The following is a 25150-nucleotide window of genomic DNA, read 5'->3' on the forward strand; positions in this document are numbered from 1 at the left end:
TTCGGCACCGGCGCTCGCGGGCGGAAGGCGGCGCCGGGGACTGGTACGGGCCGGAAGACGGACCGGACGCCGATGTCTTCCGGCCCGTGTCTTCCGGCCCGTGGTGTGCCCGGGCCGCGTGCGCTCCGGGCTGGTGCCCGCCGCGACGGCCCGGTGCCGGGCCAGGCGCGAGGAGCGCACCGGAGGTGCGGGGAGTGGGTCACCAGTAGTGGCGGCGACCGCCCACCGCGTGGCCCACGGAACCCAGGACCCACAGGATGAGACCGATGACCAGCAGGACGATTCCTATCGTCCAGAGAATGCCGATTCCCGTGAGGAATCCGACGATGAGCAGAATGACACCGAGAGCGATCATGACTCCTCCAGTGGGTAATCTTCGCGGCTCACCGAGTACCCGTCCTCCGAGGATGTACGCGGCCGGAGATGCCTGCCCGGGAGGATGTCCGTCAGCTGGGTCCGTCAGGGCGCCTCAGCTGGGTCCGTCCGGGCTCCGGGAGAAGGCCGTGTCACCGGCCATCGCCACGATCGCGTCCTTGACGAACAGCACTCGCGGCGGATACCCCTGCGCCTTGTCCCCGGGGTCGTCCAGCGCGGAGGTGCGCCAGACCTCCGCTCCGGTGCGGCTGTCCAGTGCCAGCAGACGGCCGAAGCGGTTGGAGAAGTAGACCCGCTTGTACGTCGCCGACACCGCGGGCGCGGAGAGGCTCTCCACGTCCGTCACCTTGTGCCAGAGCTGCCTGCCGCTGTCCGCCGACACCGCGGTGACCGTCCCGTCGGACCGGACGAAGTAGACGACGCCGTCCACCAGGGTGGCCGCGCCGGTCAGCGGATGTGCCAGCGGTATCCGTCTGATCTGCCCGGTTTCCCGAACCACCCGCAGCAGTGCGTTGTACGGCCGCTCGTAGCCGGCTTCGTACACGTCCTTCGCGGTCTGGGGGGCGAGGAAAAGGGGCTGTCCGCCGACCGTGCCGAGCGCTTCCGCCTTCTTGGGCAGGGTGGCGGTCGAGGTCAGGCTGCCGGGTCCGAGTTTCATCAGCTCGACCGGGGCCTTGCCGGGCTCGGTGCCCTCCGAGCACAGGGCGTAGGGGACGCCTCCCAGCGCCGACGGAGTGCAGTACTCGGCCAGCGAGGGTGCCTGCCACAGTTCCTTGCCGGAAGGCCCGTAGGCCACGAACGACGAGTAGTCGGGGGACAGGGTCAGCAGCCCGCCGTCGTACAGGACCGCGGCCTCGGACTTGTTGATGTCGCGTTGCCACCGCCGGTGCCCGGTAGCGGCGTCGAGGGCCACCACGCGCCTGGTGCTGTCGTCCGGATCCTCGTACACATAGACCAGCCCGTCGCGGACGCCGATCGGCTGCGCCCCCTGAGGGCGGGTACCGGTCCGCCACAGGGTGCGGCCGGAGGCCGCGTCGATCCTGGCGGCCGTGAAACCCGTACCGCCGCAGAACAGGGCGCTTCCCGCCGCCACGCATCCGGGGCTGTCGTAGTCGAGAGGGACACCCTTCACGTCGTACCGCAGCTCCTTCTGCCACGGCCGCCAGCCGGCGGGCAGTGACGCGGGACGGGCGGTGGCGTCCGAGGCGGTCCGGGAGGCGGGGGTGTCCGGAGCGGAGGCGAAGACGCCCACCCCGACGGCCAGCCCCGCGACGGCCAGCGCCGTGCCGAGGCCGGTGAGCAGTATCCGGGCCCGACGTCGCTTCCCGGTGCCGGTGCCGGTGCCGGCCGCGGCGCCCGTGGGGGCGGTGGCCGCGCTCCGAGGAGTGGGGCGGACGCGGTGTTCCGCGGACCGGGCCCCCGGGGACTCGGCGGCGTCGGATTCCGGCAGCGCCTGGAGCATGCGGTGGATGTCCGTCAGTTCCGGCCGTGCGGCCGGGTCCTTGTCCAGGCAGCGCTCGACGATGCCCAGGAACGCTTCGGGCACGCCGGCGAGGTCGGGGGTCCCGTGCACCACCTGATAGCCGGTTATGTACGGGCTGTCGGCGTCGAACGGTCCCGTGCCGACGGCCGCGAACACCAGTAGTGACCCCAGCGAGAACACGTCCGAGGCCGGGGTGACGTCCCGGGGCGAGGCCAGTTGTTCCGGCGACATGAAGGGCGGGGTGCCGATCATCCGCCCGGTCGTGGTCAGGTTCTGGTTGTCGGAAGCGCGCGATATGCCGAAGTCGATGACGCGCGGCCCGTCCTCGGTCATCAGGACGTTGCGCGGTTTGAGGTCCCGGTGCACCAGGCCCGCCCGGTGGATGTCGCGCAGCGCCTCGGTGAGCCCCAGCCCCAGCGCGCGCAGTTCCGCCCGGCTCAACGGGCCGTCCTTCTCCACGACTTCGGCAAGGTTGGACCCCGGCACGTAGAGCGTCGCCATCCACGGCCGGTCGGCGTCCGGGTCGGCGTCCACGACCGGCGCGGTGAAGGCGCCGCTCACTCTGCGCGCTGCCGCGATCTCCTGCCGGAAGCGCGTGCGGAACTCCTCTTCCTGAGCGTACGGCCCGTGTACGAGCTTGACCGCGACCTGCCGTCCCGAGGCGGAGACTCCCAGATAGACGACTCCCATGCCGCCCGTCCCGAGCCGTCCGAGGAGGGTGTAGCCGCCTATGGACTCCGGGTCCCCGGTGCTCAGGGGCGTCATCGCCGATCACCCTTCCCAGCGCCTGCCTGCCTCACGGGGATCACATTAGGGCCTGCCGTCCCGGAAACGGAGCCGCACCCAAGCCGGAGCCGATGGCGGCGCCGACACCGAAGCCGACGCCGCAGCCGATACCGAAGCCAACTCCGCAGCCGACGCCGCAGCCGACGTCTCGTCAGCCGCCCGCACGGTCCGCCATCCCATTCGGCATTCCAGGAGGACCACGTTTCCGCAGCTCAGAGCCGGTATGGGCATTCCAGCGTCCCGAAACTCCCGAGGGGAATGGCGGACGGGACGCCGCAGGGCACAGGCTTCGGTCATCGAGAACGGCGCCCCACCGGACGGGGCGATCGTCCTCGCTCAACCCCGCGTTCACGGCCCGCACTTCCGGCGCGCCCACGCACACCACACGCAGCGCACCAAGACAGGTCCGTCCGGCACAGCCCACAACCGGAAGTTCGCCTTCCGAATGTTCGCAGAAAGCAGCTCACTCATGCGTATCGCCACTCGTCTCGTCTCCCGCGCGGCCGCCTCCTCCATGGTCGTCGCCGCCGCCCTCGCCCTCGTCGGCTTCCAGGCCACCGAACAGACCGCCTCCGCCGCCACCAAGAAGGCCACGTCGGTCGTCACCTGCACCACGGCGAACACCAAGCTGACCGTCACCGAGGTGTCCCGCCCGATCAACCACCTGCTGCTCAAGGCCACCAACACCGGCACCAAGCCCTGCTACGCCTACATCGCCCCCTACCTGAGGGCCGGCGCCGACGCCCAAGCCCCGCTGCCGTGGGCCGAGGAGACCACGCCGCAGGCCGTGGTGACGCTCGACCCCGGCCGGTCCGCGTACGCGGGCATCACGACGTCCTCCCCCGAAGGCGAAGGCGGAGCCAAGGAGAAGACCCTGGGCGTGCTCTTCGCCGACCGGAAGGGCAAGGCGATCAACAAGGAGAAGACCCTGAAGCTGCCGAATGCCGGTGTCTTCTTCAACAGCGCCGCCACCGTCACCTACTGGCAGGACAACGCGAGGGACGCCCTCGCCTGGTAGCGGCCCCGGCGGCCGCCGCCGGTCCGCCTCGCCGACGGCGACGGCGACGGCGACGGCGAAACGGCGGCCGCACGCACATGCGGGGGCCGACCGCGGTGTTCCGCGGTCGGCCCCCGCTGAGCGGGTTCGGGCCCCGAGGGGTCAGATGCGGCGCTGGTCCGTGTAGTAGCTGCCCACCTGCTCGTGGTAGCCCGCGTCGCCCACGTGCTTGTCCTTGTCGAACTCCGGCGAGTTCTTGATCTCGTCCTTGGTGAGGTCGACGAAGATCTTCCGCTCGGCCTGGTCGACGGTGCGCACGGTGCCGGCCGGCAGCAGAACGTGCTTGCCGAAGATCCAGACGCCCGTGTCGACCACCAGATACGAGGAGTTGACGTCGTCCGAGTGCTTGTCGACCTTTCCGATGGCGCCGTCCGTGGCTTCGACCTTGTACCCGATCAGGTCGATTCCGGTGGTGTGGCCGGAAGTCGGCTGGTAGCCCCAGATGTTGTCACTCATAAAACTACTCCCTCATAGAGATTGCACGACAGACATTTCACGACAGAGATTTCACGCTGAACAGCCGAAACCACGCAGCGGATCAGCGGCTCTGTGATATTCGGATACGCTCTGTCAAATCAGTGGGTGCCCATGATCCGAAACCCCACACATCAACTCGGCAGAAAATCCTGAAAACCTCTTCGGCCCGTCGAGACGTGCTGTCGGCAACGCGGTGACCACCTCCCGCCCGGCGGCGCAGGGCGGCACTGACGGGACAGCGGGACAGCGGGACAGCGGGACAGCGGGACAGCGGGACAGATCAAGCCAACGCCTCGTCGATCAAAGAAATTCACGTACCCGGGCTGTCATCTCACGCGTTTTCCAAAAGAGCGCCCTGGGCCGGATATCTCGCGGACGGGAGAGCGTCGACGCATGTTCCCTCTGGGTCCGGTGTTTCGGTGGCGGACACGGATGTGGCTGTGACGTCACGCGGCCCGCGTTCTTCCGCCGGCCCCGGGCCCTACCGCCGAACATGCCGAACATGCCGAAGAAGTCTGAAGGCTGAAAAGCGATTACGGGGGCACCCGGTTTCTGCGGCACCGATGAGTGCCGCCCCCCTGAAGAAGGAGAAACCCGTGTACATAGGTCTGGGCACCATCGTCGTGATCATCGTCATCGTCGTTGTCGTCATGATGCTGCGCCGCTGACCCCGCGCTTCATGGCGCCCGGCCATCCATGATCAAGGCCCGCCCCGGAGGCCGCGAAGGCGCGAGCTCAGTCGGCGCCGAGTACGGAGTCGTCCTGGGGGCGGGCGCCGGGAAGCCGGTGGCGGGCGGCGACGAGGGCGAAGTCGACGTCCTGGGCGCCGGTCGAGACGCACAGTGTGTAGGCGATGTCGTCCATCCGCCGCTGTGTGGCGGGGCTGCCGTTCTCGGCGTGCAGCACGCGCAACGTGTCGTACTGCGCGACCAGGTCCTTCAACACCGCGGGGTGAGCCATCAGCACCAGAGGTCTCCCTTCACTTGGCCTGCGACACGCGATGCGGTTACCCCCGGCCCACCCGCCCATGCGACGGGCTGGTCACAGCGGTACGCCGTGCACCTCGCCACTCGCGGTCGCCGCGTACACGGCCTCCTGCGAGGGGGCACAGACCACGGCGAGCACCTGACCGCGCATGTCGAAACTCTGCAGTGAGGTGCCCTCGAGCCCGTCGACGACGTGCAGGCGCCCCTGCCACCCGCCCCACACCACGACGGTTCCGGTGGCACACAGCGCGAAGACCTCGTCCCCTCCCGGGCCGGCGCTCCGCCACCTCTCCGCTCCCGTGGCGAGATCACGGGCGTGCACCACTCCGGCCGTGTCGCCGACGACCACCGCGTCGCCCACCCGCACCGGCGCGGCGACGACCGGCGCCCCCAGCCGTACCCGCCAGCGCAGCGCGCCGTCGGACGCCGCAACGCAGTACAACGCGCCCCGCGTGTCGGCGAGGTACACCGCGTCCCGCTCCGGCAGCGGCATCGCCCGCACCGGTGCCTGCAGAGCGACCGGCGCCGCCCAGGCCACCCTGCCGTCCTCGTCGTCGAGGGCGTGCAGCCGCCGTCCGTGATCGACGAGCGCGTACACCCGCTGCCGGCCGGCGGCCAGCGCGGTGGCGATCGGCAACGGTTCGCCCTGCCACCACACGAGACGGGTGTCGGCGTCGAAGTGGTGCACCCTTCCCCCGGCGTCGCCGAGCAGGACATTGCGTCCGTGCAGCAGCGCCGGAGCCGGGCCCCGGCCACCCGGTTCAGGCACCGACCAGCGACGCGTCCGGGACACGGTGTCCCAGGCCTCCAGCCGTCCGGCGGCGTCCTGGACGAGGATCGCCCGCTCTCCCCCGTACAGCCGCAACGGCGGCCGGAATCCGACATCGGTGCGTTCCACCGCGCCCGTCCCCGGGTGCAGCCAGTGCAGCCGGCCCGCTCCGTCGGCGGTGGCCACGGTGTCGTCCCCGACGGCCGCGAGGGCGTGCGCCCACTCCCCCACCCGCCTGCTCCAGCTGCGGCGGCCCGGCCGGAACGGCACGGTGAGGTCGGCCTCGTTGTCCGCGCCACGCAGGAACTCCGTGAGCAGGGCGCGGTGTGTGTCCAGGGCCCGCCGGACACCGGCCGGCAGCGTGAAAGCGCCGGGCTCGCCGAGCGCCGAGCGCAGTTCGCCGAGCGAGGGCCGGTCGCCGGCGCGTTCGGCGAGACAGGCGGCGACCGTCTGCGCGGCCTGGTCCCGCGGAAGCCCGGACAGATCCGCCGCCCGCCCGGCGGCGGTCCGCGGTCCCGGGTAGGGCGCGTGCCCGGTCAGTACGTAGAGCAGGATCGCCGCGATCCCGAAGACGTCGGTGGCCGCGTCCGTCTCGGCCAGGCCCGCCAGCTGCTCCGGCGCGCAGTAGTGGGGATTGCCGAAGGCCTGGTCGAGGGGCCGGGTCAGCTGCTGGCCGCGGATCCGGGTCAGACCGAAGTCGATGATCCACGGCCCGTCCGCCGTCAGCAGGACGTTCCCCGGGTGCAGGTCGCGATGCCACACGCCCTGGTCGTGCGCCGCGAGCAGGGTGTCGACCAGGTCGGCTCCCACGGCGTAACCGGTCCCGGCCGGCAGCGCTCCGCCGTGCACCGCCATCACCCGGTACAGGGCGGGCCCGGGGATGAACCGGGTGGCGATGGCGGGCGGCCTGCCCGCGTCGAACTCGAAGGACAGCAGTTCGGGGATGCGGGCGCCGGCCCCCCGCAGGAGCGCCTTGCTCTCCTGACGGAAGCGCTGCACGTGCAGGGTGTTGCCGGAGTACTCCTGCTTGAGCAGTTTCACGGCCGCCAGCGTGTACGGGTCGCCGCCCGGGTCCACGGCGTGGTCGACCGCCCGTCTGCCCAGGTAGATGTGGCCGAAGCCGCCGGTGGCCAGCCGGCCCAGCAGCCGGAACCCCGCGGCCTCGGCGGGGTCGGACCGCTCCAGGGCGACGATCGGGGCGGGACCCGGGTGCGGGACCGCGGGCGCGGAGGGGTCCACCTGTGCTCCCGTCACCGGTCGGACGTGTGGGAGAAGCCGATCCCGCACAGGACGGTCGACTTGCCGAGTTCGCACTCCCCGCTGTCGACCAGGCGGGGGGCGTTGGCGCGTACGGGTTCCCGCACGCACTCCACGGCCAGCACCGTGCGCCCGGCCGGGCCCCGTCCGCGGACCCTGACCCGGGCGCGTACCTGTGCGACCTCGACGTCCTTCGCGAACAGCCGCCCGTCCAGGGGATGGTGGACCCGGTCGCCCGAGCGCAGGTCCGTGATGACGAGCGTCCCGGACAGCGGGTGGTTGCGCCGTCGGTACGCCGTCCACCCCGCCAGCACCCCGCCGAGCACCAGCACGACCAGCACCGGGTACAGCCACGCGGGCGGTTCGCCGGGCACCTGGCCGTGCAGCCGCACCCGCGCCGTGGCGGGATCGGCGAGCCGGAAACCGGGGTAGCCCAGTGCCCCGTGGACCGTGGGCGTCCATGACGACGTCACCTCGGCGGAGACGGCCAGTCCCGTCTCGAAGGGCTTGGTGGAAGGGGCGAGGGCGGACCGCGGGTCCTGACGCCAGAGCAGGGTCAGGTGGTAGGTCCGCCGCGCACCCGGTGCGAGGGTGACGGCCTCGTCCGGCAGTCCGACGGAGGTCACCGCCGGGCCGCCCCCGTCGGTTCGGGTGTGCAGCCGGACCCGGAGCGGCACGTGGTGGGCGGTGGAGGTGACGGTGAGCCGTACCGTCTGCCGCCGTGCGCCTTCGCGGTCGCCGGTGCCGAGGTCGAGTGCGTCGGAGCCGGTGCCGGAGGTGCCGTCGGTCAGGGACAGCCGCACCCCCGCGCCGGCGTCGTCGCGCAGGGTGCGGACCGCCTTGTCGGTCCGGACCCGGTCCTTGGCGCTGTTCAGCTGGGTTCCCAGGGCGGCCGCGCCGACCGGGAGGATGCGCGGCGTCGCGACGACCGCGCCCAGGATGTCGGAGACGTGCGTGTCGTCGGCGAGCGGCAGTCCGTAGCCGACCACCGTGCGGTCCTGGCCCAGCGCGCGGTAGCGCTCGCCGAGCTTGCGCCAGCTCGGCGAGCCCAGCTTGGCGTACGCGCTGTCGGGGGCGTTGATCGCCCCGTCGGTGAGCAGCAGCACCGCCGCCACCGGCGTACGGCTGTCGCGCAGTTGGTCGGCGGCGGTCTCCAGGGCGCTGCCGGGGTCGCTCGCGGTCTCCGTGGCCCGCGCGGGCAGGTCGTCGACCGCGTCCCGCGCGCCGGCCGCCGGGCCCAGCGGGTGGACGACGCCGACGGAGCGCCCGAAGGAAACCAGCGCCACCTGGTCCGAGGGCCCGAGTCCCGCGAGGAACGACCGCAGCCGTTTCCGCACGGTGTCGTACTGGGTGGCGCCGTCGGGGCCGCGGTCCTCCATCGAGGAGGAGGTGTCGACGAGGACGACGTACGAGGCGGGCACGTCGTCGACGTGCAGGGAGCGGCAGATGTCGTCGGGGGACGGCGCCGCGGGCAGGTCGTCGGCCCGGGGCGACGAGGCGCCGAGGAGCATCGCGGCGGTGAGGAACAGGGCCGTGGCACTCGCGCGTACGCGCAGCGCGGACGGAGCGGATGTGATCATGACGTGCCAACTCTTCCTGGGCGTGGCCCGGTCGAGACTCGCGGGTGGTGAACACCCCCGGCGCGATGGGTGGTTCGCGTACGGACGGGGTCGGTGGTCGGGTCGCTCAGCGGCGGGTCAGGTGCAGCGTTCTGAGCACCTGCCGGCGATGCCGGGCCTCCTCGCGCAGTTGCTCGTTGCGTCGGATGGCGTCCGTGGCCCGCTCCTCCTGGTCCCGCAGGTGGGCCTCGGCCGCCTCGAAGTACGCGCTCCACAGCCGCTCGCCGAGCCGCTCCCACAACTCCTGCTCCAGCAGCGCCCGTTGCTCCGGTCCGGCCGGATCGCCCTGTTCCCGGTAGGCCTCCCGGTAGGCGTCCAGCAGCTCCAGCACCGCCGTACCGGGGCGCGCCCGGCCTTCCGCCCAGGCGGCCAGCGGGCCGCAGAGCTGGGCTCGGGTCGCACCGGCGCGCTGCGCCGAGCGCAGCCTCCTGCCGAACTCCTCGGCGCTCAGGGCCCCGTCCCGGGCCACTTCGCCCAGTGCGTACAGGCGCAGTGTGCCGCTGATCTGCGGTACGGACTGCGCCAGCCGCTCCAGCCAGGCGGCCTCCTCGTCCTGCGCACGCCAGCCGGGCGCCGCCATCAGGTCGGAGACGGACTCGGCGGTGATGCGGCGCAGTGCGGGGTCCGTCGGCTCCTGCACCAGGCGTTCGGTCACGGCCCGGGCCGCCGCTCCCGGGCGCCGTCCGGTGGCCGGGTCGAAGCGCAGCAGACAGCGCAGCAGGGTCTTCGCGGCGGTCTTGCGCCGATGCTGGGACAGCTCGTCCAGGTGGCGTTTCAGCGTGTCGGCATAGGGGTTCAACTCCTGCCTGGACAGCGCCTCGGCGTCGTGCGGCAGCGCGCTCGGGGCCTCACCGGCCAGTGCGCACAGCAGGTCCCAGCGGGCTCGCGAGGCCAGGCCGAGGGCGGCGCGGGGTCCGGCGGCCAGGGTGGCCCGCAGCCCCTCCTGTTCGGTGCGCGCACCGCGCAGGCGCAGGACGCGGCCCGGCCCGCCCGACCCCAGGGCGTCGCTCAGATCGTCGAAGAACGACGAGGTCAGCAGGGTGTCGCCGCGTCCGCAGGCGACGGCCAGGCTCAGCAGCCGCGCGGCCTCGTCGGGATGCTTGGCGGGCCGCCATCCGGACTGCGGCTGCCAGACGACCGTCTCCGGCCGCAACAGGTCGTACAGCAGCGCCAGTTCCTCACGGGCGCCGCTGTCGAGCCACTCCAGCCAGCGGCGGACCGAACCGGCGGGGTCCGGGGTGCCGGCCGCGCCGTCCAGCAGGATCCAGGTCAGCTCGGGCCGGGCGGCCACCGCGCCGCGCGCGATGGGCATGGTGCCGGGGGTGAACGGCTCCAGCGACGGCAGCAGGTTCAGGGTGGCCGTGATGTCGATGTCCTCGTCGGGTCCGTCGACCGGGGCCACGAGGTAGCCGAGGGCGTGGTCGACGACGTCGAGGTTGGTGCCCTCCACGCGGGTGGCCCGCAGCAGGCTGTTGACCTTCTCCTGCGCGGCCGCGAAGCGTCCGGCGCGCAGGTCCTCGCGCAGCCGCAGCTGGAGCGAGGCCGCCACCTGGGGATCGTCCAGGTACGGAGGCAGCAGCGACAGGTCGGTGGAGGTCCCGGAGAGCTTCGCCCGGGCCATCATGCTGGCGGTCCTGCGGTTGGTCCGCGGATCGCGCAGGAAGCCGTCGACCACGTCGTCGGCCACCGGCCCGCCGCGCAGCACCTCCGCCTCGACCTGGAGTTCGTGGTCCATGGCGCACAGCGACCGATGTGCCTGCTGTGCCGTCGGCAGGCCGGCGTGAGCGCTGTCGGGCAGGGCCGTGCAGCGGGCCAGATGGTCCAGGACCGTGTGGCCGCCCCGGGACTCCCAGGCGTGGATCAGCAGGTCGTGGTAGTGGCGCGCCACGGAGGACAGCCGCTCGACGCCCACCGCGCCGCCCCAGGGCACACAGGCCCGTCCGGGGGCGGCGCGCCCCCAGGACAGGCCGATGCGGTGGTTGGCGCCGGAGGAGGTGGCGGTGGCGGCCGACAGGCACGCGCGCAGGCCGTACGGCAGCATGGCGGCGATGTTGTCCAGGAGTCGCAGCCGTTCCAGCGGGTCGTCCTCCGGTGCGCCGGTCACCACCACCGGGCCGTCCAGCAGCAGGGCGGCGACCGCCGCGTGCCAGTGCAGCAGGGAGTCGCTGGCCGAGACGAACTCCTCGTCGAAGCCGTTCATCAGGTGTTCGTCGGTGGACAGCGGCAGGCGTACCGGGCCGTGGAGCGCACCGGACTCGCCACCCGCGGCGATGCTGGAGAGCCCGGTCCGGCCGGCCAGGGCGGCGCGGGCCAGGGAGCTCCAGCCGAGACCGCGGTCGGCCGCCTCCTCGTAGGAGACCCAGAAGTGGGTGACGTGGTTGATCGGCCGGCTGTGCACGTCGGCCGTCTCGGTCCGGTCGAGGACGAAGACCCCGAGGGACATCCGGTTGTCCGGGTTCGTGCCCGGCCCGACCGTGACCCACGGCAGCCGGTCGGCGGGCGAGGGCGTGCCCGGAGACCAGTGCTGGATCGCCTTGGTGTAGTAACTGCTCCACTGCGGTGGCCAGGCCGCCATCACATGGAAACCCTGCGGGCTGTGGGGGCGCTTGCCCCAGACCGCCCAGCCCGCGCTCAGCCCGGCGCCGTCGGACGACATGGGCGCACCTCCCTCTCTCTCGCTCGGGACGTCATCGCTGCCGGGACAGGCCGCGCAGGAACAGGAAGGGCTCCATGACGTTGACCGGCCGGGGCGGGGCCACGAACCGGACCTTGTCGTCGACGGCGTTGACCAGCGAGGGGTTGTCGAAGTCGAAGCCCCGGTCCGGATCGACCCAGAAGCCGACGGCGCTGCACACGAAGTAGCCGACGCGCTCGGGCACGAAGTAGCGGCCGATCTGGTTCCTGATCTCGCCGAGGCTGCCGTGCGGGAAGCGGTCGCACAGGTCGTCGAAGAGCCGTTTGGCGTCGACGGCCTCGGGCTGGCCGGTGCGCGGGTTGAGCCGTACGTTGCCGTGCTCGCAGGCGAACCGGAACACGTCGTCGTCGTCGAACTTGGCCAGGCAGACGGCGATGCTGTGCGGCAGCCGGTGCCCGTCGCGGTGCCCGCGGATGGCGATCTCGGTCGCCACCCCGTCCAGGACCTCGGTGAAGAAGTCGGCGCTCTGCCGCTCGTCCTCGTCCACGGGCCCGTTCTCGCCGTTGACCCGCCACTCGCGGGCCGCGTCGAGGACGTACACCATGGCCCGCGAGTCGGCCAGGTCGGTGACCAGCCGCGGCCCCATCAGGGCGCCCATCTCCGAGCGCAGGTCGAAGGCCTCCCCGGGCATGTCCCGCAGGGAGACCCGGAATTCGAGCACGTCCGCCGCGGGCTGCCCGCCGCGGCGCCACCGCCGCCTGCCACCGGACCTGCTGGAGTAGGGAGTTCCGCCGACGTCCCCGACCAGCGTGAGCCGGACGGGCAGTTGCTCGTCCTGGGTGGCGCTGGGAAAGACGCGTTCGCGGTAGAAGGTGTGGGCGAGATCGCTGAGGTACTGCTTGGAGGCGTGGTCCTCGGGAAACACGTTCCACGAGCCGTACTCGGGATCCATCAGCGCCCGGGTGAGCGCGGCCAGCAGGGTCGACTTGCCGCTGCCCATGCCGCCCCACAGCGTGATGGTGGACGCGACCGTGTCGCTCCCGTCGGCGGTCGGGGCCGGGGCGACGGACTCCTCGGTGCTCTCGGCCCACTTCGCCGGCGGCTCCTTGCCCGGCCCCGGCCGGGTGCGGGGCAGCGGTGGTGTCCGTTGTTCCACGTCCTCCGCCACCCGGACGTCCTCCTGTGCGGGGAACGTCATGGGCGGGCCGGGCGAGGGTGTGGGGCCGGGCAGCGCGAGGTGCTGTTCGAAGGCGGCATACGGGTTCTTGCGGCCGCTGTCGGCGCGGCTGCGCCCCGCCTGCTGCGGTTCGGATTCGGTGGTGTCGTCTCGGTCGTTCATGTTCCCCCTGGGTCGGCGGCCTCCGCACGGCGCGGAAGCCGGTGTGCGGCACCCGACGTCGTGTCAGGGCGCCTGCGGCGGCACGTACGGCAGCCAGCGCTCCGGCCGGCCCGCCGCCAGGGCGAGCCCCGGAAGCCCGGCGTCACCGGTCCCGGCGCGGGTGTCGAGCAACAGGCCCGTCACCACCCGCTCCGGGTCCTCGTGCGCGTCGAAACAGCCCTGGGCGCCGATGTGGGCCCAGGCCTGGCGGGCCCAGCGGGCCACCAGCGGTTCGCCGTCGTCGTCCATCCAGTCCGGCTCGTCCACCAGGGCGAGGCAGCTGAGCTGCTGCTCGTGGCGGAGCCGGGCCAGCGCGGTCACCCAGTCCAGCCGGTCGGGACAGACCCGCACCGGGGCCCGTCGGCGCACCGCCTGCGGTTGCCGGCTGTGCGGATGCGGCGGGCGCGATCCGACGACGATCAGGCCGCGCAGGCTGCCGGGGCGCCACCGGCCCTGCCAGGAGTGCAGTTCGTGCGGGACGTGTTCGAGGCCGGTGGCGAAGTCGTGGTGGAGCGGGCTGGGCTCCCACTCCTCCAGGATCCGCAGCGCCGAGGTGACGGGGGAGAATCCGGTCCGGTAGTGGAGGGGGCTGGTGTCGCCGGGGCCGGCCAGCGGCATGTGGTCCCGGTAGCCGATGAGCGCGACCCGCAGCGACTCCGGGTGGCGGGTGCCGTCCCGCACGGCCTCGACGACGGCCTTCGCCCGGCGGACGCGGGCGGCCAGCTGGGCCGCGCCCTGCCGGCGCCGGACCGCGGTCTCCACGGCCAGGACCAGGTCGAGGGGGCGCGGGGGTGCGAGTCTGCGCGGCAGTCTGCCGACGAGCGTGGTCCAGGCGGTGGACTCGGGCCGGTGACCGCCCTCGTACAGGAGCCGGACCCGCCCGGGCCCGTCGAGCCGGTAGCGCAGCGTCGCCTGTCCCGTCGCCGGGAGCACCAGCCGGTCGGCCCGGACGGCGTGCCAGTCGGCGGGGGCGTCCTCGACCGGTCCCGTGACGACGACGGCACCGGCGTGCGGCTGTTCCTCGCCGTCGGAGTGGGCCTGCACCTCTACCTCGGCGAGCTGCTCCGCGGGCCCCCGTCCCGGCACGGGTGCCGTGCTGCCCGCCCAGAACAGCGGCTGCCGCACCACCTGCACCGCTCCGGTGGACGGCTGGACGCGCGCGGCGGCGAACCACAGGGTCCGGCGCAGCGGGGTCGGGGCGAGCAGGTCGTCGGGGCCGTCCGGCCATCCGGCCGGGAGTCGCAGCCACAGCAGGGCCGTGGGCGGAGCGAGCCGTTCGACGGCCTGCTCCAGGCAGGTCCAGCCGGCCGCCCGCACGGCGACGACGAGCGGTATGTCCCCGGCCAGGGGCTCGGGCAGCCCTCGCAGGGCCCGTTCCAGCGCCTGGCCCAGGGACCGGTCGAATTCCTCGGCCGTGGGCTTTCCGGACGCCAGCTCGAAAAGTCGTCGTATTCGGCCGGCGGAGCGATCTCCCTCGCCGGCCGGGAGGGTGTCCCATTCCGCTTCGAAAAGAACGCGACCGCTCGGAAAGGCGTCACCCGTGTCTCCCGTGACACGGGTGACGCGGATTCTCTCGCAGCCGCATTCCACGAATGTCGCCTCGGCCATTTCCCCGCCGGCGAGTGCGGTGGCGAGCCACCCCCGTCCCGCCGGAAAGAGGTGCCGCCGCTCCTGTTCGCCGATTTTCCGCAGCGCCGCCCGCCATCGCTCGGGCGAGTGACGGGCGACCTCGGGCAGACGATCCCTGACCGTTTGTTCGACCTGCTCAAACACCTGCTCGGGACGCGGTTCGGCGGTGGCCGCCGCCGGTGCGCCCAGGGCGTGCACCACACGGGCGGCGGCTGTCAGGATGTCGTCACGGCCCAGAACCCCGTTGTCTTGCTGCGCTCTCACGTGCCCCCCAGGGCAGGACGCTCCGCGGTACGCGGATTGCCCTGCCCTCACATAAATCGAACGAATGACGCCCCAGCGGATTCAGAAGGGCGCACAAATGCACGAATACGCGATGATGCGATTTGTGTGACGGTCGTGAAGATACACGAAATTGCGCCACCGATGGAGGTATCGGTGATTTTCCCGGAGGGGTATCGGGCGGGTATCGGACGCGAAACGGAGGGGTATCGGGCGGGAAACGATCGAGTCGCCGTTCGGTCTCCCGGCGCCCGCACGCTTCACCTGCGACCCGCCGGCCTCCGTTTCCACCGACCCGCCCGTACAGCGGCGACGTGTCAGCTCTGGCAGCCGCATCCCGACGCGGCCTTGGCCTCGGCCACCGTGGCCGAGGGGTCGGCGGCCCGCTCGTCCGAGGAGCAGCACGCGGAGACACCGCAGCACGTACCCGCCGCCGGAGCCGAACCGCTCTCCTCGGCGACGCCGGAGGGCTTGACCGCGCGGACGACGGCGGAGTGCATGCCGTCGGCGACCGGGTGCGTCGGGGTGATCTCGACGTCCGTGAGGCCGGCGGCGGCCAGGCCCTCGCGGTACTCGGCGAAGGACAGGGCACCGGCGATGCAGCCGACGTAGTCCCCGCGTTCGGCCCGCTGTCCGGCGGTGAGGGCGTCTTCGGCGACGACGTCGAAGACGCCGATACGGCCGCCGGGCTTCAGGACGCGGAAGATCTCGGCGAAGACGGCGGGCTTGTCGACGGACAGGTTGATCACGCAGTTGGAGATGACGACGTCGATGGTGTTCGCGGGCAGCGGGACGGCCTCGATGGTGCCCTTGAGGAACTCGACGTTGGTCGCGCCCGACTTCCTCGCGTTGCCGAGCGCCAGGGCGAGCATCTCCTCGGTCATGTCCAGTCCGTACACCTTGCCGGTGGGGCCGACGCGGCGGGCGGAGAGCAGGACGTCGATACCGCCGCCGGAACCGAGGTCCAGGACGCGTTCGCCCTCGCGGAGTTCGGCTACGACGGTGGGGTTGCCGCAGCCGAGGGACGCGGCGACCGCTTCGGCGGGCAGCGCCTCGCGCTCGTCGTCGGCGTAGAGGGCGGAGCCGAAGTTCTCGTCGACCTCGACCGGTTCGGGCCCGCAACAGGCGGTGCCGCCCCCGGTGACCTTCACGGCTGCGGCGGCATACCGCTGCCGGACGGTTTCGCGCAGGTCTGTGGACTGCTCGCGCATGGCGTCACTCCTGGGTGAGACGGGGCATCGCGATACCCCGGAACGGCCTGTATTGACGTTCGTTGATGCAACCTTGCGGCTTGGATCGAAAAACGTCAACATAGAGGCATGTCGAAACAAGAGCTTGAGGTGCTGGGCCAGGACACGGCCTGCTGCCCGGGGCTGACCGCCGCGCCGCTGGACGAGGAACAGGCCACCGAGCTGGCGAAGGTGTTCAAGGCCCTCGGGGACCCGGTCCGGCTCCGCCTGCTGTCGATGATCGCCTCACGCGGGGAGGGCGGCGAGGTCTGCGTCTGTGAGCTGACCCCGGCCTTCGACCTGTCCCAGCCGACCATCTCCCACCACCTCAAGCTGCTGCGGCAGGCCGGACTGATCGACTGCGAGCGCCGCGGCACCTGGGTCTACTACTGGGTGCTGCCACCGGCTCTCGACCGGCTCGCCGTGTTCCTCACGACTCCGGCGGCCGTCAAGGCGCCGGCGTGAGCACCTCTCTGGGGCGCCGCGCCCTGGCCGAGGCCGTCGGCACCGCCGCGCTGGTCACAGTCGTGGTCGGTTCGGGCATCCAGGCCACCGAACTGTCCCACGACGTCGGCGTCCGGCTGCTCGCCAACTCCCTGGCCACCGTCTTCGGCCTCGGCGTCCTCATCGTGCTGCTCGGCCCGGTCTCAGGCGCCCACTTCAACCCCGTGGTCACGCTCGCGGCCTGGTTCATCGGCCGGCGCACGGGCGGCGGACTCGGCGGCCGGGACGTCGCCGCGTACGTTTCCGCCCAGATCGCGGGAGCGGTCGCGGGAGCGGTCCTGGCCGACGCCATGTTCGGCACGCCGCTGGTGCGCTGGTCGACGCACGACCGCTCGGCGGGCCATCTGCTGCTGGGCGAGACCGTGGCCACCGCGGGCCTCGTCCTCCTGGTCCTCGGCCTGGCCCGGGCCGGCCGTGACCGCTTCGCCCCGGTGGCGGTGGCGTCGTACATCGGCGCCGCGTACTGGTTCACGTCGTCGACGTCGTTCGCGAACCCGGCGGTGACGATCGGCCGGGCCTTCACGGACACCTTCGCCGGCATCGCACCCGGCTCGGTCGCTCCGTTCATCGCCGCGCAGGCCGGCGGCGCGGCACTCGGACTGGCGCTGGTGACAGCGCTCTTCGGCCGCCCGGCCCCCACGCGGGCACCGACGCCACCGGTACCTGGCGAGCCCGAACTCGCCGCTCCCACCCTCCCCTGACCCACCGCCCCGAAAGCCACCACCATGACCAGCACTCCCGCCGGCGACCGGCCCTCCGTCCTCTTCGTCTGCGTCCACAACGCGGGCCGCTCCCAGATGGCCGCCGCCTTCCTCACGCACCTCGCCGCGGACGCCGTCGAGGTCCGCTCTGCCGGCTCGGCGCCCGCGGACACGGTCAACCCCGCCGTCGTCGAGGCGATGAGCGAGGTCGGCATCGACGTCTCCGCCGAGACCCCCAAGATCCTGACCACGCAGGCCGTCCGGGCGTCGGACGTGGTGATCACGATGGGGTGCGGCGACACCTGCCCCGTCTTCCCCGGCAAGACCTACCTGGACTGGAAGCTGGACGACCCGGCCGGGCAGGGCGTCGACGCCGTACGTCCCATCCGCGACGAGATCGAGAACCGGGTCCGCGGCCTGCTCGCCGACCTCGGCGTGGAGTCCGGTGCCTGACGGCGACCGGCGTCGGCCGACCCCCAACGACCCCGGCGTCTACACACCGGGGTCGCCCTTCCAGGCCGGTCGCACGTGAGAGTGTGCCGACCCGCTTTCACCCTATGCCTGATGCGCATTTCGGGCATCAGGGGTCTCGTGCTCCGCTCGGGGTCGCTGGAAGTGGGACGTACGACCAGGTCCCGTCCCCGGCGATACCCCGGCCGCCGGAGCGGCGGTCCGTTCGGCCTGTCCGAGGAGTACGGTGGAGTCACCGAGGATATTTCGCGCACCGGCTACCACGCTCGTGTCGTTTTCGGCGATTGAATAGGCCGGGCCGATCGCGGTCGGCCCGGGGCAGGGTTCGCGTCATGACTGCGGCCATTTCCTTCTCGCCGACACTCGAAGACCGGTTGTCGTCGTCCGCATTGTCTCCGTCGTCCGCTTCCTCTTCGTCCTCCCCCTCGTCCCCCTCGTCCCCCTCCTCCTCGCCTCCGCTCCGCCTGTCGCTGGCTCCCGTCGGTCCCGCACCGGCTCTCCTGGACGGCGCCTGGTGGCCCCGCTCCCGTGACCTCGGGGCGGAACTCCCCACTCTGACCGCCGTGCTGGACCCGCTGTGGGGGCGGATCACCCGGGTCACGGTGAATCCCACCCACTGGCCGGTCGTTCCACGCAAGGTGCCCGTCGCCGGGCATGTGGTCAACGTGGGCTGGTTCCTGGCCGAGCAGGACCCGAACGAACTGCTGCTGCTCTCCTACCGCGTGGGCCGGTGGAACCTGCTGGTGATACCGCCGGGGACGGACCAGCTGTCGGCCGCCTGGCTGATGACCGCCGCGAGCGACCCACTGGGTACGTCGACCGCGAGCCGGCTGATGGAGGAGGCGGCACGTCTGCGGACGGTGTCCGAGGCCGACCGGGCGGTGGAGGCGGTCTGGGACTCCGAGGGCGGACACCGGGCCCATGATCCGGCCGATCACGCCGCCTCGAGAGTCGACTGTTCCTCCTGATCCCTCCACAGAGGGTTTCTGACCGCGCTCGCGCCGCGATGGCCGTGGCGCGCACGGCCACCGCGCTCGCGCCGCGATGGTCGTGGCCGCGCACGGCCACCCCCGCCCCACCCCGCTCACCCCGTGCGTCCGAACAGAGGATCCATGACCCTCCCACAACTGAACGTGCAGGATCCCCGTCGCCATGGGCGGTGCGCTGTGACGGGCCCGTCCCGGCCTGTCGCCATGGGCGGTGCGCTGTGACGGGCCCGTCCCGGCCGATCCGTATGTCGGGTCCTCCCGCGCGCGCCCGGTGCGGAGTACCGGCACCGGGAGACGTCTGAACGGCGGCCGACCGGCGCCGTCGGACAGCCCGGCTTCGCCGGGTCGCTGGGTAGGGTCGGAGCGTGGACCGCAGCAGCAGGCAGCCGGGCGACGCGTTCGCGGGTGAAGCCGGGGGTGAGCCGTCGCCGCGTGCGGTGCGGGCACTGTGGTGGGGGTCGGGCGGGCTGGTGCTCGCCGTCCTCGGCACCTCGGTGTTCGTCGCCGGCGCGGATCGCGGAGGGCGTCTGCTCGTGGCCGTGGTCCTGGTTCTCGTGCAGGTCTGTGCTCTGCGGTGGCAGGTGCGCGCCCCGGCCGCCGTACTGGCCGTGAACGCGGTGACGGGGCTCGTGGTGTGGACGCTGCTGCCCGCGGTGTCCTTGACGGGCGCACTGCTCGCGGCGCAGGTCGCGTTGTGCGTACTGTCGGCCACCGGACCGCGCCGGGCGTCGGTGTGGGCGCTCGCGGCGATGTGCCTGCCGGTGCCACTGGCGTTCCGGGCGGGCGGTGGCCCCACGGGGATGACGGTCTATCTGCTGGCCGTGGTCCTCGCGTGGACCGCGGGGCAGTGGCGCCGGGCGCAACAGGCGCGGCGGACGGCGGAGACGCGCCGGGCCGTGGCCGAGGAACGGGCACGGATGGCGCGCGAGGTGCACGACGTGGTGGCGCACACGCTGTCCGTGATGGTCGTTCAGGCGGCCGCCGCGGAGGACGTGTTCGCGGCACGGCCCGACCAGGCCCGGCAGGCGCTGCGTGCCATCGAGACCGGCGCCCGCTCGGCCCTGGGGGAACTGCGGCTCCTGCTGCGTGCGTTCGGGCCCGATGCGCGGGACGACGAGGCCGGGGAGCAGCGCAGACCGGGCCCCTCGCTCGCGCGCCTGGACGAGCTGGCCGACACCGTGCGCGCGACCGGGATGACCGTGCGCGTGCACCGCGAGGGTGTCCTCGACGGGCTGCCGGCCACGGTGGACCTGGCGGCGTACCGGATCGTCCAGGAGGCCCTCACCAACACGCTGCGTCACGCGGCCGGTGCCGACGAGGTGAGCGTGCACGTGACCGTCGACGGGGAGTGCGTGAAGGTCATGGTGGCCGACAACGGACGTACTCCCCAGGGAAGTTCGGTCCCGGCCGGTGAGGGACGCGGTCTGGTGGGGATGAAGGAGCGGGCGCGGCTCGTGGGCGGCAGCCTGCGCGCGGGTCCGCTGCCCGGGGGCGGGTTCGAGGTGACCGCGCGGCTGCCGGTGGAGGGCGTGTCATGACGTTGCGTGTGGTGGTGGCCGACGACCAGGCCCTGGTCCGTACCGGATTCCGCATGATCATCGACGCCCGGGACGACCTGGAGGTGGTCGGCGAGGCGTCCGACGGCCTGGAGGCGGTGCGGCTGACCCGGGAACTGGCACCCGACGTGGTGCTGATGGACGTACGCATGCCCGTGCTGGACGGCATCGAGGCGACCCGGCGGATCGTGGCGGACGGCAGTCGCGCCCGGGTGCTCGTGCTGACCACCTGGGACCTGGACGCGCACATCGTCGCCGCCCTGCGGGCCGGGGCGAGCGGTTTCCTGCTGAAGGACATGCGCCCCGGCGAGCTCGTCGACGCGATCCGCGTCACCGCGCGCGGTGACGCGCTGCTGGCGCCGACCGTGCTGGGCCGCGTCCTCGACCGGTTCCTGACCACCGCGCCCGACCAGGCACCGCCACCCTCCCTGCGGGACCTCTCCGGCCGCGAGCGGGAGGTGCTCACCCTGATCGGGCAGGCGTTGTCGAACGCGGAGATCGCCGAGCGGCTGCGTCTGTCGGAGGCCACCGTCAAGAACCACGTCACCGCGGTACTGCGCAAACTGGACCTGCGCGACCGCGTCCAGGCCGTCGTCGCCGCCTACGACCACGGCCTCGTGCAGCCGCGCCGCCCCTGACATCGGGCCTCCTCCTCAGGGAGGAGGCCGGGCCGCGGTCCTCCCGCGTTCCCAGAGCCGTTCCGTTCCCGCGGCCGATCCGGGGCCGGGGTGCCCGGCCCTAGCGTCGAAGGGTGAACGACGACCTGGCCTGCCTCATGTATCTGCTCGCCCACGACGCCGCGGCCGAAGGCCCCTTCGACCGTTCCCGTACCCGGTTCCTGGTGCGGGCCGCCGCCCTCGTCGACCTCGCGTCGCGCGGCCGGCTGGGAGAGAACGGCGGCAGGGTCACCGTGTCCGGCACCGGACCGACCGGTGACCCGGTCCTGGACGGCGTGCTGCGCGACGCCGCCGCCGGACACGGCTGGAAGCGTCTCGTACGCCGCCACCGCAGGCAGACCCTGACCCGGGTGGAGGACCGGCTCGCCGCGGCGGGAGTCCTCACCGTGAAGGCGCCCCGCACCCGCTTCGGCACCCGGCGCCTGACCGTGCGCGACCCCGCCGTGCCCGCCGCACTCCGAGCCCGCGTTTCCGCGGCGCTGCACGGTGACCGCCCCGTGCGGGAGCTCCCCGCCGCCGACGCCGCGCTGCTGGCACTGGCCGCCGCGGGCGGCATCCGCTCGGTGGTCTCACGACAGGACCACAAGACCTTCCGGGCCCGTATCGACAGCTGCACGGGGTCGCTGGCCGCGCTCGCGCCGGGCCTGGAGAAAACGGTACGCACACTGCCGATGACCATGATCGCCGCACAGGGCGGTATGGGCGGCAGCTGACCGAACGGGGAAACGATGACCAAGCACCGCATCCTGACCACCCTGGGCTGCGCCCTCACCGCCGTCCTCGCGACGGCCTGGTCCGCAGCGCCACCGCCCCGCCCCGCCGGGGCCGCCACCACGACGGTACGTGTCCACGACGGCCTGGTGCGGGGCACCGCCCACGACGGCTACCGCACCTTCGAGGGCGTTCCCTACGCCGCGCCCCCGGTCGGCACCCTGCGCTGGGCACCGCCCCGCCCCGCGGCCCCCTGGCCCGGGGTGCGGGACGCGACCCGGCCCGCGAGCGCCTGCCCGCAGCCGGCCGGCGAGGTGCCGGGCGGCAGCACCTCCGAGGACTGCCTCCACCTGAACGTCACCACGCCCGACAGCGCGGCACCGGCACGCCCCCGGCCGGTGATCGTGTGGCTGCACGGCGGCGGCTTCACCACCGGAGCGGGCAGTTCCTACGACGCCCACCGCATGGCCACGCGAGGCGACGTCGTGGTCGTCACCGTGGACTACCGCCTCGGCGCCCTCGGTTTCCTCGCCCACAGCGGGCTGCCCGGCTCCGGCACCTTCGGCCTGGCCGACCAGCAGGCGGCGCTGCGCTGGGTCCGCTCCGAGATCGGCGCCTTCGGCGGGGACGCGCACGACGTGACGCTGGCCGGTGAGTCGGCGGGCGGCTACAGCGTCTGCGCCCAGCTCACCTCACCCGCCGCCGCGGGCCTCTTCGACCGCGCGATCGTCGAGAGCGGCCCGTGCACCGGCAGCCCCGACCGCCCGTTCGCGCCGTCCGCCGTCCCGCTGCCCACGGCGCGTGCCACGGGCGCGGGCCTCGCGGCGAAGGTCGGCTGCGGCTCCGCCCGCGACGTGATGGCCTGCCTCCGGCGCGTGACCGTCCCCCGCCTGCTCGCGGCCCAGGACACCGACCAACAACCCGCCTACGCCACCCCGCTGTTGCCCGGCGACCCCGCGGCAGCGATCACCGCCGGACGCTTCCACCACGTCCCCGTACTCGTCGGTGACAACCACGACGAGGGCAACGGCTGGGCCGCCGGGATCATCCAGGCCGGCAACCCGGTCACCCCCGACACCTGGCCCGACGTCGTGTCCGCCTTCTTCCCCTCCCCGGGGCAGGCCGAGGCGGTCGTCCGCGAATACCCGGTGCACGGCACCGACGGGGGCCCGGTGTTCGGCGCGGTCATCGGCGACGCGGACTTCGCCTGCCCGACGGCGCGCACCGACGCCCTGCTCACCGCCCACGTACCCACCTGGCGCTACGAGTTCGCCGACGAGCACGCCCCGCCGCTCACCTCCGGCACGCCCCCGTTCCCGCTCGGCGCACCGCACGCGAGCGAACTGCCCTACCTCTTCGACCTGGGCGGCCGCCCCCGCGACCTGACCGCGGCACAGCACCGGCTGGCCGACACCATGATCGACTACTGGACCCGCTTCGCCCGCACCGCCGACCCCAACGGCCCCTCGTCGCCGCACTGGCCCCGGCAGACCGTGCTCTCCCTCGCCCCGGACCACATCGTCCCCACCCACACGGCGGAGGTCCGCCACCACTGCGCGTTCTGGAACGCCCACGGGTGACCGCCGCGCGGGCACGAAGGTGCGAGGTGGACGCCGAGCCGGGTACCTGCCCGAGAACCGTCGCGGTGGCGAGGCCATCTGGTTCACCATGGGGTGTGCGATTCGATTCCGTGCCCATGCCGGCGACCGTCGAGGCAAGACCTCGTGACAGCCGCGGCTATCCCGTGCCCGCCATCACCCCGTGGGAGGGCGACGAGCCCCGGTTCGCGCTCACCGACTACGGGCGCAGCGCCGAGTGCGCGCGACAGCGTCTGTGTTCCGTCTGCAACACCCTGATCCCCAGGGGTCCGGTGTGGCGGGTGGTCGGCGCCGCGGAGAGTGCCGCGATCCGCGATGCGCTCGCCGCCGGGCGGCCGTACCGCAACATGGCGGCGACGCTGGAGGCGCCGGGGCACCGCGCGTGCATGCTCTACGCCTCGATGGTCTGCCCGTATCTGGCGCGCCCCAACGCACGGCGGGGGCTGACGGCGCAAAACCCGGACGACATGACCGCGCATGTCGTCCGGGGCGCCGTTCGTGGGGACATGGGTGCCGTGGTGGGGTACGGCGACTACGAGTTCGCCGTCACCAAGACCCAGGTCCTGTTCCGCTTCCTCGACGTGGTCGAGTACCTGCCGCACGACACCGCCGACCAGCACCTGCCCGAGCTCGAGGCCGAACTCGCCCGCTCCGGCGGCCGTTTGGGTGGCGGTCAGCCGCGGTAGGCGGGCAGGCCGGTGTGGTGGGAGACCTTGACGGGCTTGCCGAAGCCGTGGGCGGTCTTGGTGATGGTGTAGGTGCCGGTCGGGGCGCGGAAGGCGATGGTCTTGCCGTTGGGCGACCAGGTGGGCTCGGTGTAGTCGGTGGTGGCGTTGGGGGTGACGTCCTTGACGACGTGGGTGGAGCCGCCGAAGTCCTCGACGAAGAGGTGGTCGTGCCCGTGGACGGAGCGGACGAAGACGACCTCCTCGTTGTCCGGGGAGAGAGCGGGCTCGGAACCCTTGGTCAGCGCGCCGCCCTGCTGCCGCAGGTAGTCGTCGCGGATGTAGACCTCGCCGGTGTGGGTGTTCTCGTAGACGGCCGAGCCGTAGTTGCCGCCGACATTCGGCCAGGTGTTGTTGGTCTGGGGGACATTGCCGTCCCCCGGGTCACCGTTCAGGCTGATCCTGGCCGGCTTGCCGTGGTTGCTGGTGGCCTTGACGCCCTCCAGGACGGTGCTGCCGTGGATCTTGGCCGAGAAGATGAGGTTGTTCTTCGCGGGGATCTGGTTCGCCCGGTCGGCGGCGGTCACCTGCCAGGTGGGGTGGGACCAGGTCTGCCCGCCCGGGTTGGCGGCGACGGTGACGCGGTGGCTGCCGTCGGGGTTGGAGACGACGAGGTCGCCGTGCCCGTCGACGAAGGCGGCCTTGCTGCCGCTGGGGTTCCAGGCCAGGTCACGGACGGTGGTACCGAAGTCGATCGACTTGCCGTTGACCAGGACGTGGCGGGTGCCGTCGCTGATGGAGAGTCCCCTGGGCACGGTGACCGTGTGGTCGGACACGGCCGCCGCGACCATCGCGGCGCTGCCCTTGGCGTCGCCGCCGGAGGACGGGGCGGCCGTCGCGGCTGCGGCCGTGCCGCACAGGGTGAGCAGAGCGGCGGCGCCCGCGGTGGTGACAGCTGCGGTGTTCCGACGGTTACGAGCGGGCATCGAGGTTCCCCCAGGAATGTGATGGGCACGGCGACGAGAGTGACGCGGGAACCGCCTGCCGTCCCCGAGCCCTGAACCGGTCCGTCGGCTTGCCGCCCTTCGCGATGAGAGAAGTCTTCCCGCAGCGAGTGACAGGGTTGTGCGCTCGCCGTCACAGCCGTGCAATAGCCGGTCCCATGAGATGAGGAAACATCGAGATGCCGTAGTGATCCCTGAACCCGGCAGCGATCCGTGGCTCTGTCGAGACCGAGCGATGCGGGTCATCGAGGCCGAGATTCGACCTCTTGGGGCGGGTGCCGGTCATTGCCGGTTGCCGCGTGCAGCGCGGCC

General features: G+C 72.6%; 21 protein-coding genes. 10 read left to right on the plus strand and 11 right to left on the minus strand.

The window, feature by feature from the left end:
* Positions 1–199: 199 nt before the first annotated feature.
* Both ACWDGI_RS23260 and ACWDGI_RS23265 read right to left on the minus strand, forming a co-directional pair.
* Positions 200–355 carry a DUF6131 family protein gene (locus ACWDGI_RS23260; protein WP_404168753.1) on the minus strand — a complete coding sequence of 52 codons (156 nt, stop codon included), beginning with the start codon at positions 353–355 and terminating at the stop codon, positions 200–202.
* Positions 356–469: 114 nt separating this feature from the next.
* Positions 470–2623 carry a serine/threonine-protein kinase gene (locus ACWDGI_RS23265; RefSeq protein ID WP_450761884.1) on the minus strand — a complete coding sequence of 718 codons (2154 nt, stop codon included), beginning with the start codon at positions 2621–2623 and terminating at the stop codon, positions 470–472.
* A 490-nt stretch (positions 2624–3113) separates the two neighbouring features.
* Here ACWDGI_RS23265 and ACWDGI_RS23270 point away from each other — a divergent pair, with 490 nt between their 5' ends.
* Entirely contained in the window at positions 3114–3662 is a 549-nt protein-coding gene (locus tag ACWDGI_RS23270; RefSeq protein ID WP_450761886.1) for a DUF4232 domain-containing protein, read from the plus strand.
* 141 nt (positions 3663–3803) lie between these two features.
* Here the strand turns inward: ACWDGI_RS23270 and ACWDGI_RS23275 are convergent, their stop codons facing one another.
* The 8 genes from ACWDGI_RS23275 to arsM form a co-directional block, all read right to left on the minus strand.
* Entirely contained in the window at positions 3804–4157 is a 354-nt protein-coding gene (locus tag ACWDGI_RS23275; RefSeq protein ID WP_360492481.1) for a PRC-barrel domain-containing protein, read from the minus strand.
* Between the two features lie 756 nt (positions 4158–4913).
* Positions 4914–5144, minus strand: a complete 231-nt coding sequence (locus ACWDGI_RS23280) for a DUF5133 domain-containing protein (RefSeq protein WP_450761888.1) — start codon at positions 5142–5144, stop codon at positions 4914–4916.
* Positions 5145–5219: 75 nt separating this feature from the next.
* Positions 5220–7187, minus strand: coding sequence for an outer membrane protein assembly factor BamB family protein (locus tag ACWDGI_RS23285; RefSeq protein ID WP_450761890.1), 1968 nt, complete (start codon positions 7185–7187; stop codon positions 5220–5222).
* On the minus strand, positions 7184–8770 hold the full coding sequence (locus ACWDGI_RS23290; RefSeq protein ID WP_450761892.1) for a VWA domain-containing protein: 1587 nt from the start codon (positions 8768–8770) through the stop codon (positions 7184–7186). The genes ACWDGI_RS23285 and ACWDGI_RS23290 overlap by 4 nt, the downstream gene beginning before the upstream one ends.
* 106 nt (positions 8771–8876) lie before the next feature.
* A complete protein-coding gene (locus ACWDGI_RS23295; protein WP_450761893.1) occupies positions 8877–11465 on the minus strand; it encodes a hypothetical protein in 2589 nt (862 codons plus the stop codon).
* A gap of 31 nt (positions 11466–11496) precedes the next feature.
* Complete coding sequence (locus ACWDGI_RS23300) at positions 11497–12783, minus strand: hypothetical protein (protein WP_450761895.1); 1287 nt, start codon at positions 12781–12783, stop codon at positions 11497–11499.
* A gap of 63 nt (positions 12784–12846) precedes the next feature.
* Complete coding sequence (locus ACWDGI_RS23305) at positions 12847–14715, minus strand: hypothetical protein (RefSeq protein ID WP_450761897.1); 1869 nt, start codon at positions 14713–14715, stop codon at positions 12847–12849.
* 335 nt (positions 14716–15050) lie between these two features.
* The gene (arsM, locus tag ACWDGI_RS23310) at positions 15051–15944 is read right to left on the minus strand and encodes an arsenite methyltransferase (RefSeq protein ID WP_450761899.1); all 894 of its coding nucleotides are present in this window, start codon (positions 15942–15944) and stop codon (positions 15051–15053) included.
* Positions 15945–16052: 108 nt separating this feature from the next.
* On the opposite strand from arsM, the gene ACWDGI_RS23315 reads away from it, so the two are divergent.
* The 9 genes from ACWDGI_RS23315 (at position 16053) to ACWDGI_RS23355 (ending at position 23855) form a co-directional block, all read left to right on the plus strand.
* On the plus strand, positions 16053–16427 hold the full coding sequence (locus tag ACWDGI_RS23315) for an ArsR/SmtB family transcription factor (protein ID WP_450761901.1): 375 nt from the start codon (positions 16053–16055) through the stop codon (positions 16425–16427).
* Entirely contained in the window at positions 16424–17167 is a 744-nt protein-coding gene (locus tag ACWDGI_RS23320; RefSeq protein ID WP_450761903.1) for an aquaporin, read from the plus strand. The genes ACWDGI_RS23315 and ACWDGI_RS23320 overlap by 4 nt, the downstream gene beginning before the upstream one ends.
* Before the next feature lie 24 nt (positions 17168–17191).
* Positions 17192–17620 carry an arsenate reductase ArsC gene (locus tag ACWDGI_RS23325; protein WP_450761905.1) on the plus strand — a complete coding sequence of 143 codons (429 nt, stop codon included), beginning with the start codon at positions 17192–17194 and terminating at the stop codon, positions 17618–17620.
* A 350-nt stretch (positions 17621–17970) separates the two neighbouring features.
* Positions 17971–18606 carry a DUF5994 family protein gene (locus ACWDGI_RS23330; protein WP_450761907.1) on the plus strand — a complete coding sequence of 212 codons (636 nt, stop codon included), beginning with the start codon at positions 17971–17973 and terminating at the stop codon, positions 18604–18606.
* Positions 18607–18992: 386 nt separating this feature from the next.
* Positions 18993–20165, plus strand: a complete 1173-nt coding sequence (locus ACWDGI_RS23335; protein ID WP_450761909.1) for a sensor histidine kinase — start codon at positions 18993–18995, stop codon at positions 20163–20165.
* On the plus strand, positions 20162–20821 hold the full coding sequence (locus tag ACWDGI_RS23340; protein WP_450761911.1) for a response regulator: 660 nt from the start codon (positions 20162–20164) through the stop codon (positions 20819–20821). The genes ACWDGI_RS23335 and ACWDGI_RS23340 overlap by 4 nt, the downstream gene beginning before the upstream one ends.
* Before the next feature lie 113 nt (positions 20822–20934).
* Complete coding sequence (locus ACWDGI_RS23345; RefSeq protein ID WP_450761913.1) at positions 20935–21573, plus strand: GOLPH3/VPS74 family protein; 639 nt, start codon at positions 20935–20937, stop codon at positions 21571–21573.
* A 15-nt stretch (positions 21574–21588) separates the two neighbouring features.
* Positions 21589–23151: a carboxylesterase/lipase family protein gene (locus tag ACWDGI_RS23350; RefSeq protein WP_450761915.1), complete on the plus strand. Its 1563-nt coding sequence runs from the start codon at positions 21589–21591 to the stop codon at positions 23149–23151.
* 116 nt (positions 23152–23267) lie between these two features.
* Positions 23268–23855, plus strand: a complete 588-nt coding sequence (locus ACWDGI_RS23355; protein ID WP_450762004.1) for a hypothetical protein — start codon at positions 23268–23270, stop codon at positions 23853–23855.
* On the opposite strand, the gene ACWDGI_RS23360 is transcribed toward ACWDGI_RS23355, so the two are convergent.
* Entirely contained in the window at positions 23843–24820 is a 978-nt protein-coding gene (locus tag ACWDGI_RS23360) for a TolB family protein (RefSeq protein ID WP_450761917.1), read from the minus strand. The genes ACWDGI_RS23355 and ACWDGI_RS23360 overlap by 13 nt on opposite strands.
* Between the last annotated feature and the right edge of the window lie 330 nt (positions 24821–25150).

The sequence above is a fragment of the Streptomyces sp. NPDC001220 genome (assembly GCF_053597895.1).

Coding starts and splice junctions, on each gene's coding strand:
- ACWDGI_RS23340 (WP_450761911.1), top strand. CDS start 20,162: ATGACGTTGCGTGTGGTGGTGGCCGACGACCAGGCCCTGGTCCGTACC.
- ACWDGI_RS23330 (WP_450761907.1), top strand. CDS start 17,971: ATGACTGCGGCCATTTCCTTCTCGCCGACACTCGAAGACCGGTTGTCG.
- ACWDGI_RS23360 (WP_450761917.1), bottom strand. CDS start 24,820: ATGCCCGCTCGTAACCGTCGGAACACCGCAGCTGTCACCACCGCGGGC.
- ACWDGI_RS23315 (WP_450761901.1), top strand. CDS start 16,053: ATGTCGAAACAAGAGCTTGAGGTGCTGGGCCAGGACACGGCCTGCTGC.
- ACWDGI_RS23265 (WP_450761884.1), bottom strand. CDS start 2,623: ATGACGCCCCTGAGCACCGGGGACCCGGAGTCCATAGGCGGCTACACC.
- ACWDGI_RS23325 (WP_450761905.1), top strand. CDS start 17,192: ATGACCAGCACTCCCGCCGGCGACCGGCCCTCCGTCCTCTTCGTCTGC.
- arsM (WP_450761899.1), bottom strand. CDS start 15,944: ATGCGCGAGCAGTCCACAGACCTGCGCGAAACCGTCCGGCAGCGGTAT.
- ACWDGI_RS23295 (WP_450761893.1), bottom strand. CDS start 11,465: ATGTCGTCCGACGGCGCCGGGCTGAGCGCGGGCTGGGCGGTCTGGGGC.
- ACWDGI_RS23260 (WP_404168753.1), bottom strand. CDS start 355: ATGATCGCTCTCGGTGTCATTCTGCTCATCGTCGGATTCCTCACGGGA.
- ACWDGI_RS23300 (WP_450761895.1), bottom strand. CDS start 12,783: ATGAACGACCGAGACGACACCACCGAATCCGAACCGCAGCAGGCGGGG.
- ACWDGI_RS23290 (WP_450761892.1), bottom strand. CDS start 8,770: ATGATCACATCCGCTCCGTCCGCGCTGCGCGTACGCGCGAGTGCCACG.
- ACWDGI_RS23355 (WP_450762004.1), top strand. CDS start 23,268: ATGCCGGCGACCGTCGAGGCAAGACCTCGTGACAGCCGCGGCTATCCC.
- ACWDGI_RS23350 (WP_450761915.1), top strand. CDS start 21,589: ATGACCAAGCACCGCATCCTGACCACCCTGGGCTGCGCCCTCACCGCC.
- ACWDGI_RS23275 (WP_360492481.1), bottom strand. CDS start 4,157: ATGAGTGACAACATCTGGGGCTACCAGCCGACTTCCGGCCACACCACC.
- ACWDGI_RS23270 (WP_450761886.1), top strand. CDS start 3,114: ATGCGTATCGCCACTCGTCTCGTCTCCCGCGCGGCCGCCTCCTCCATG.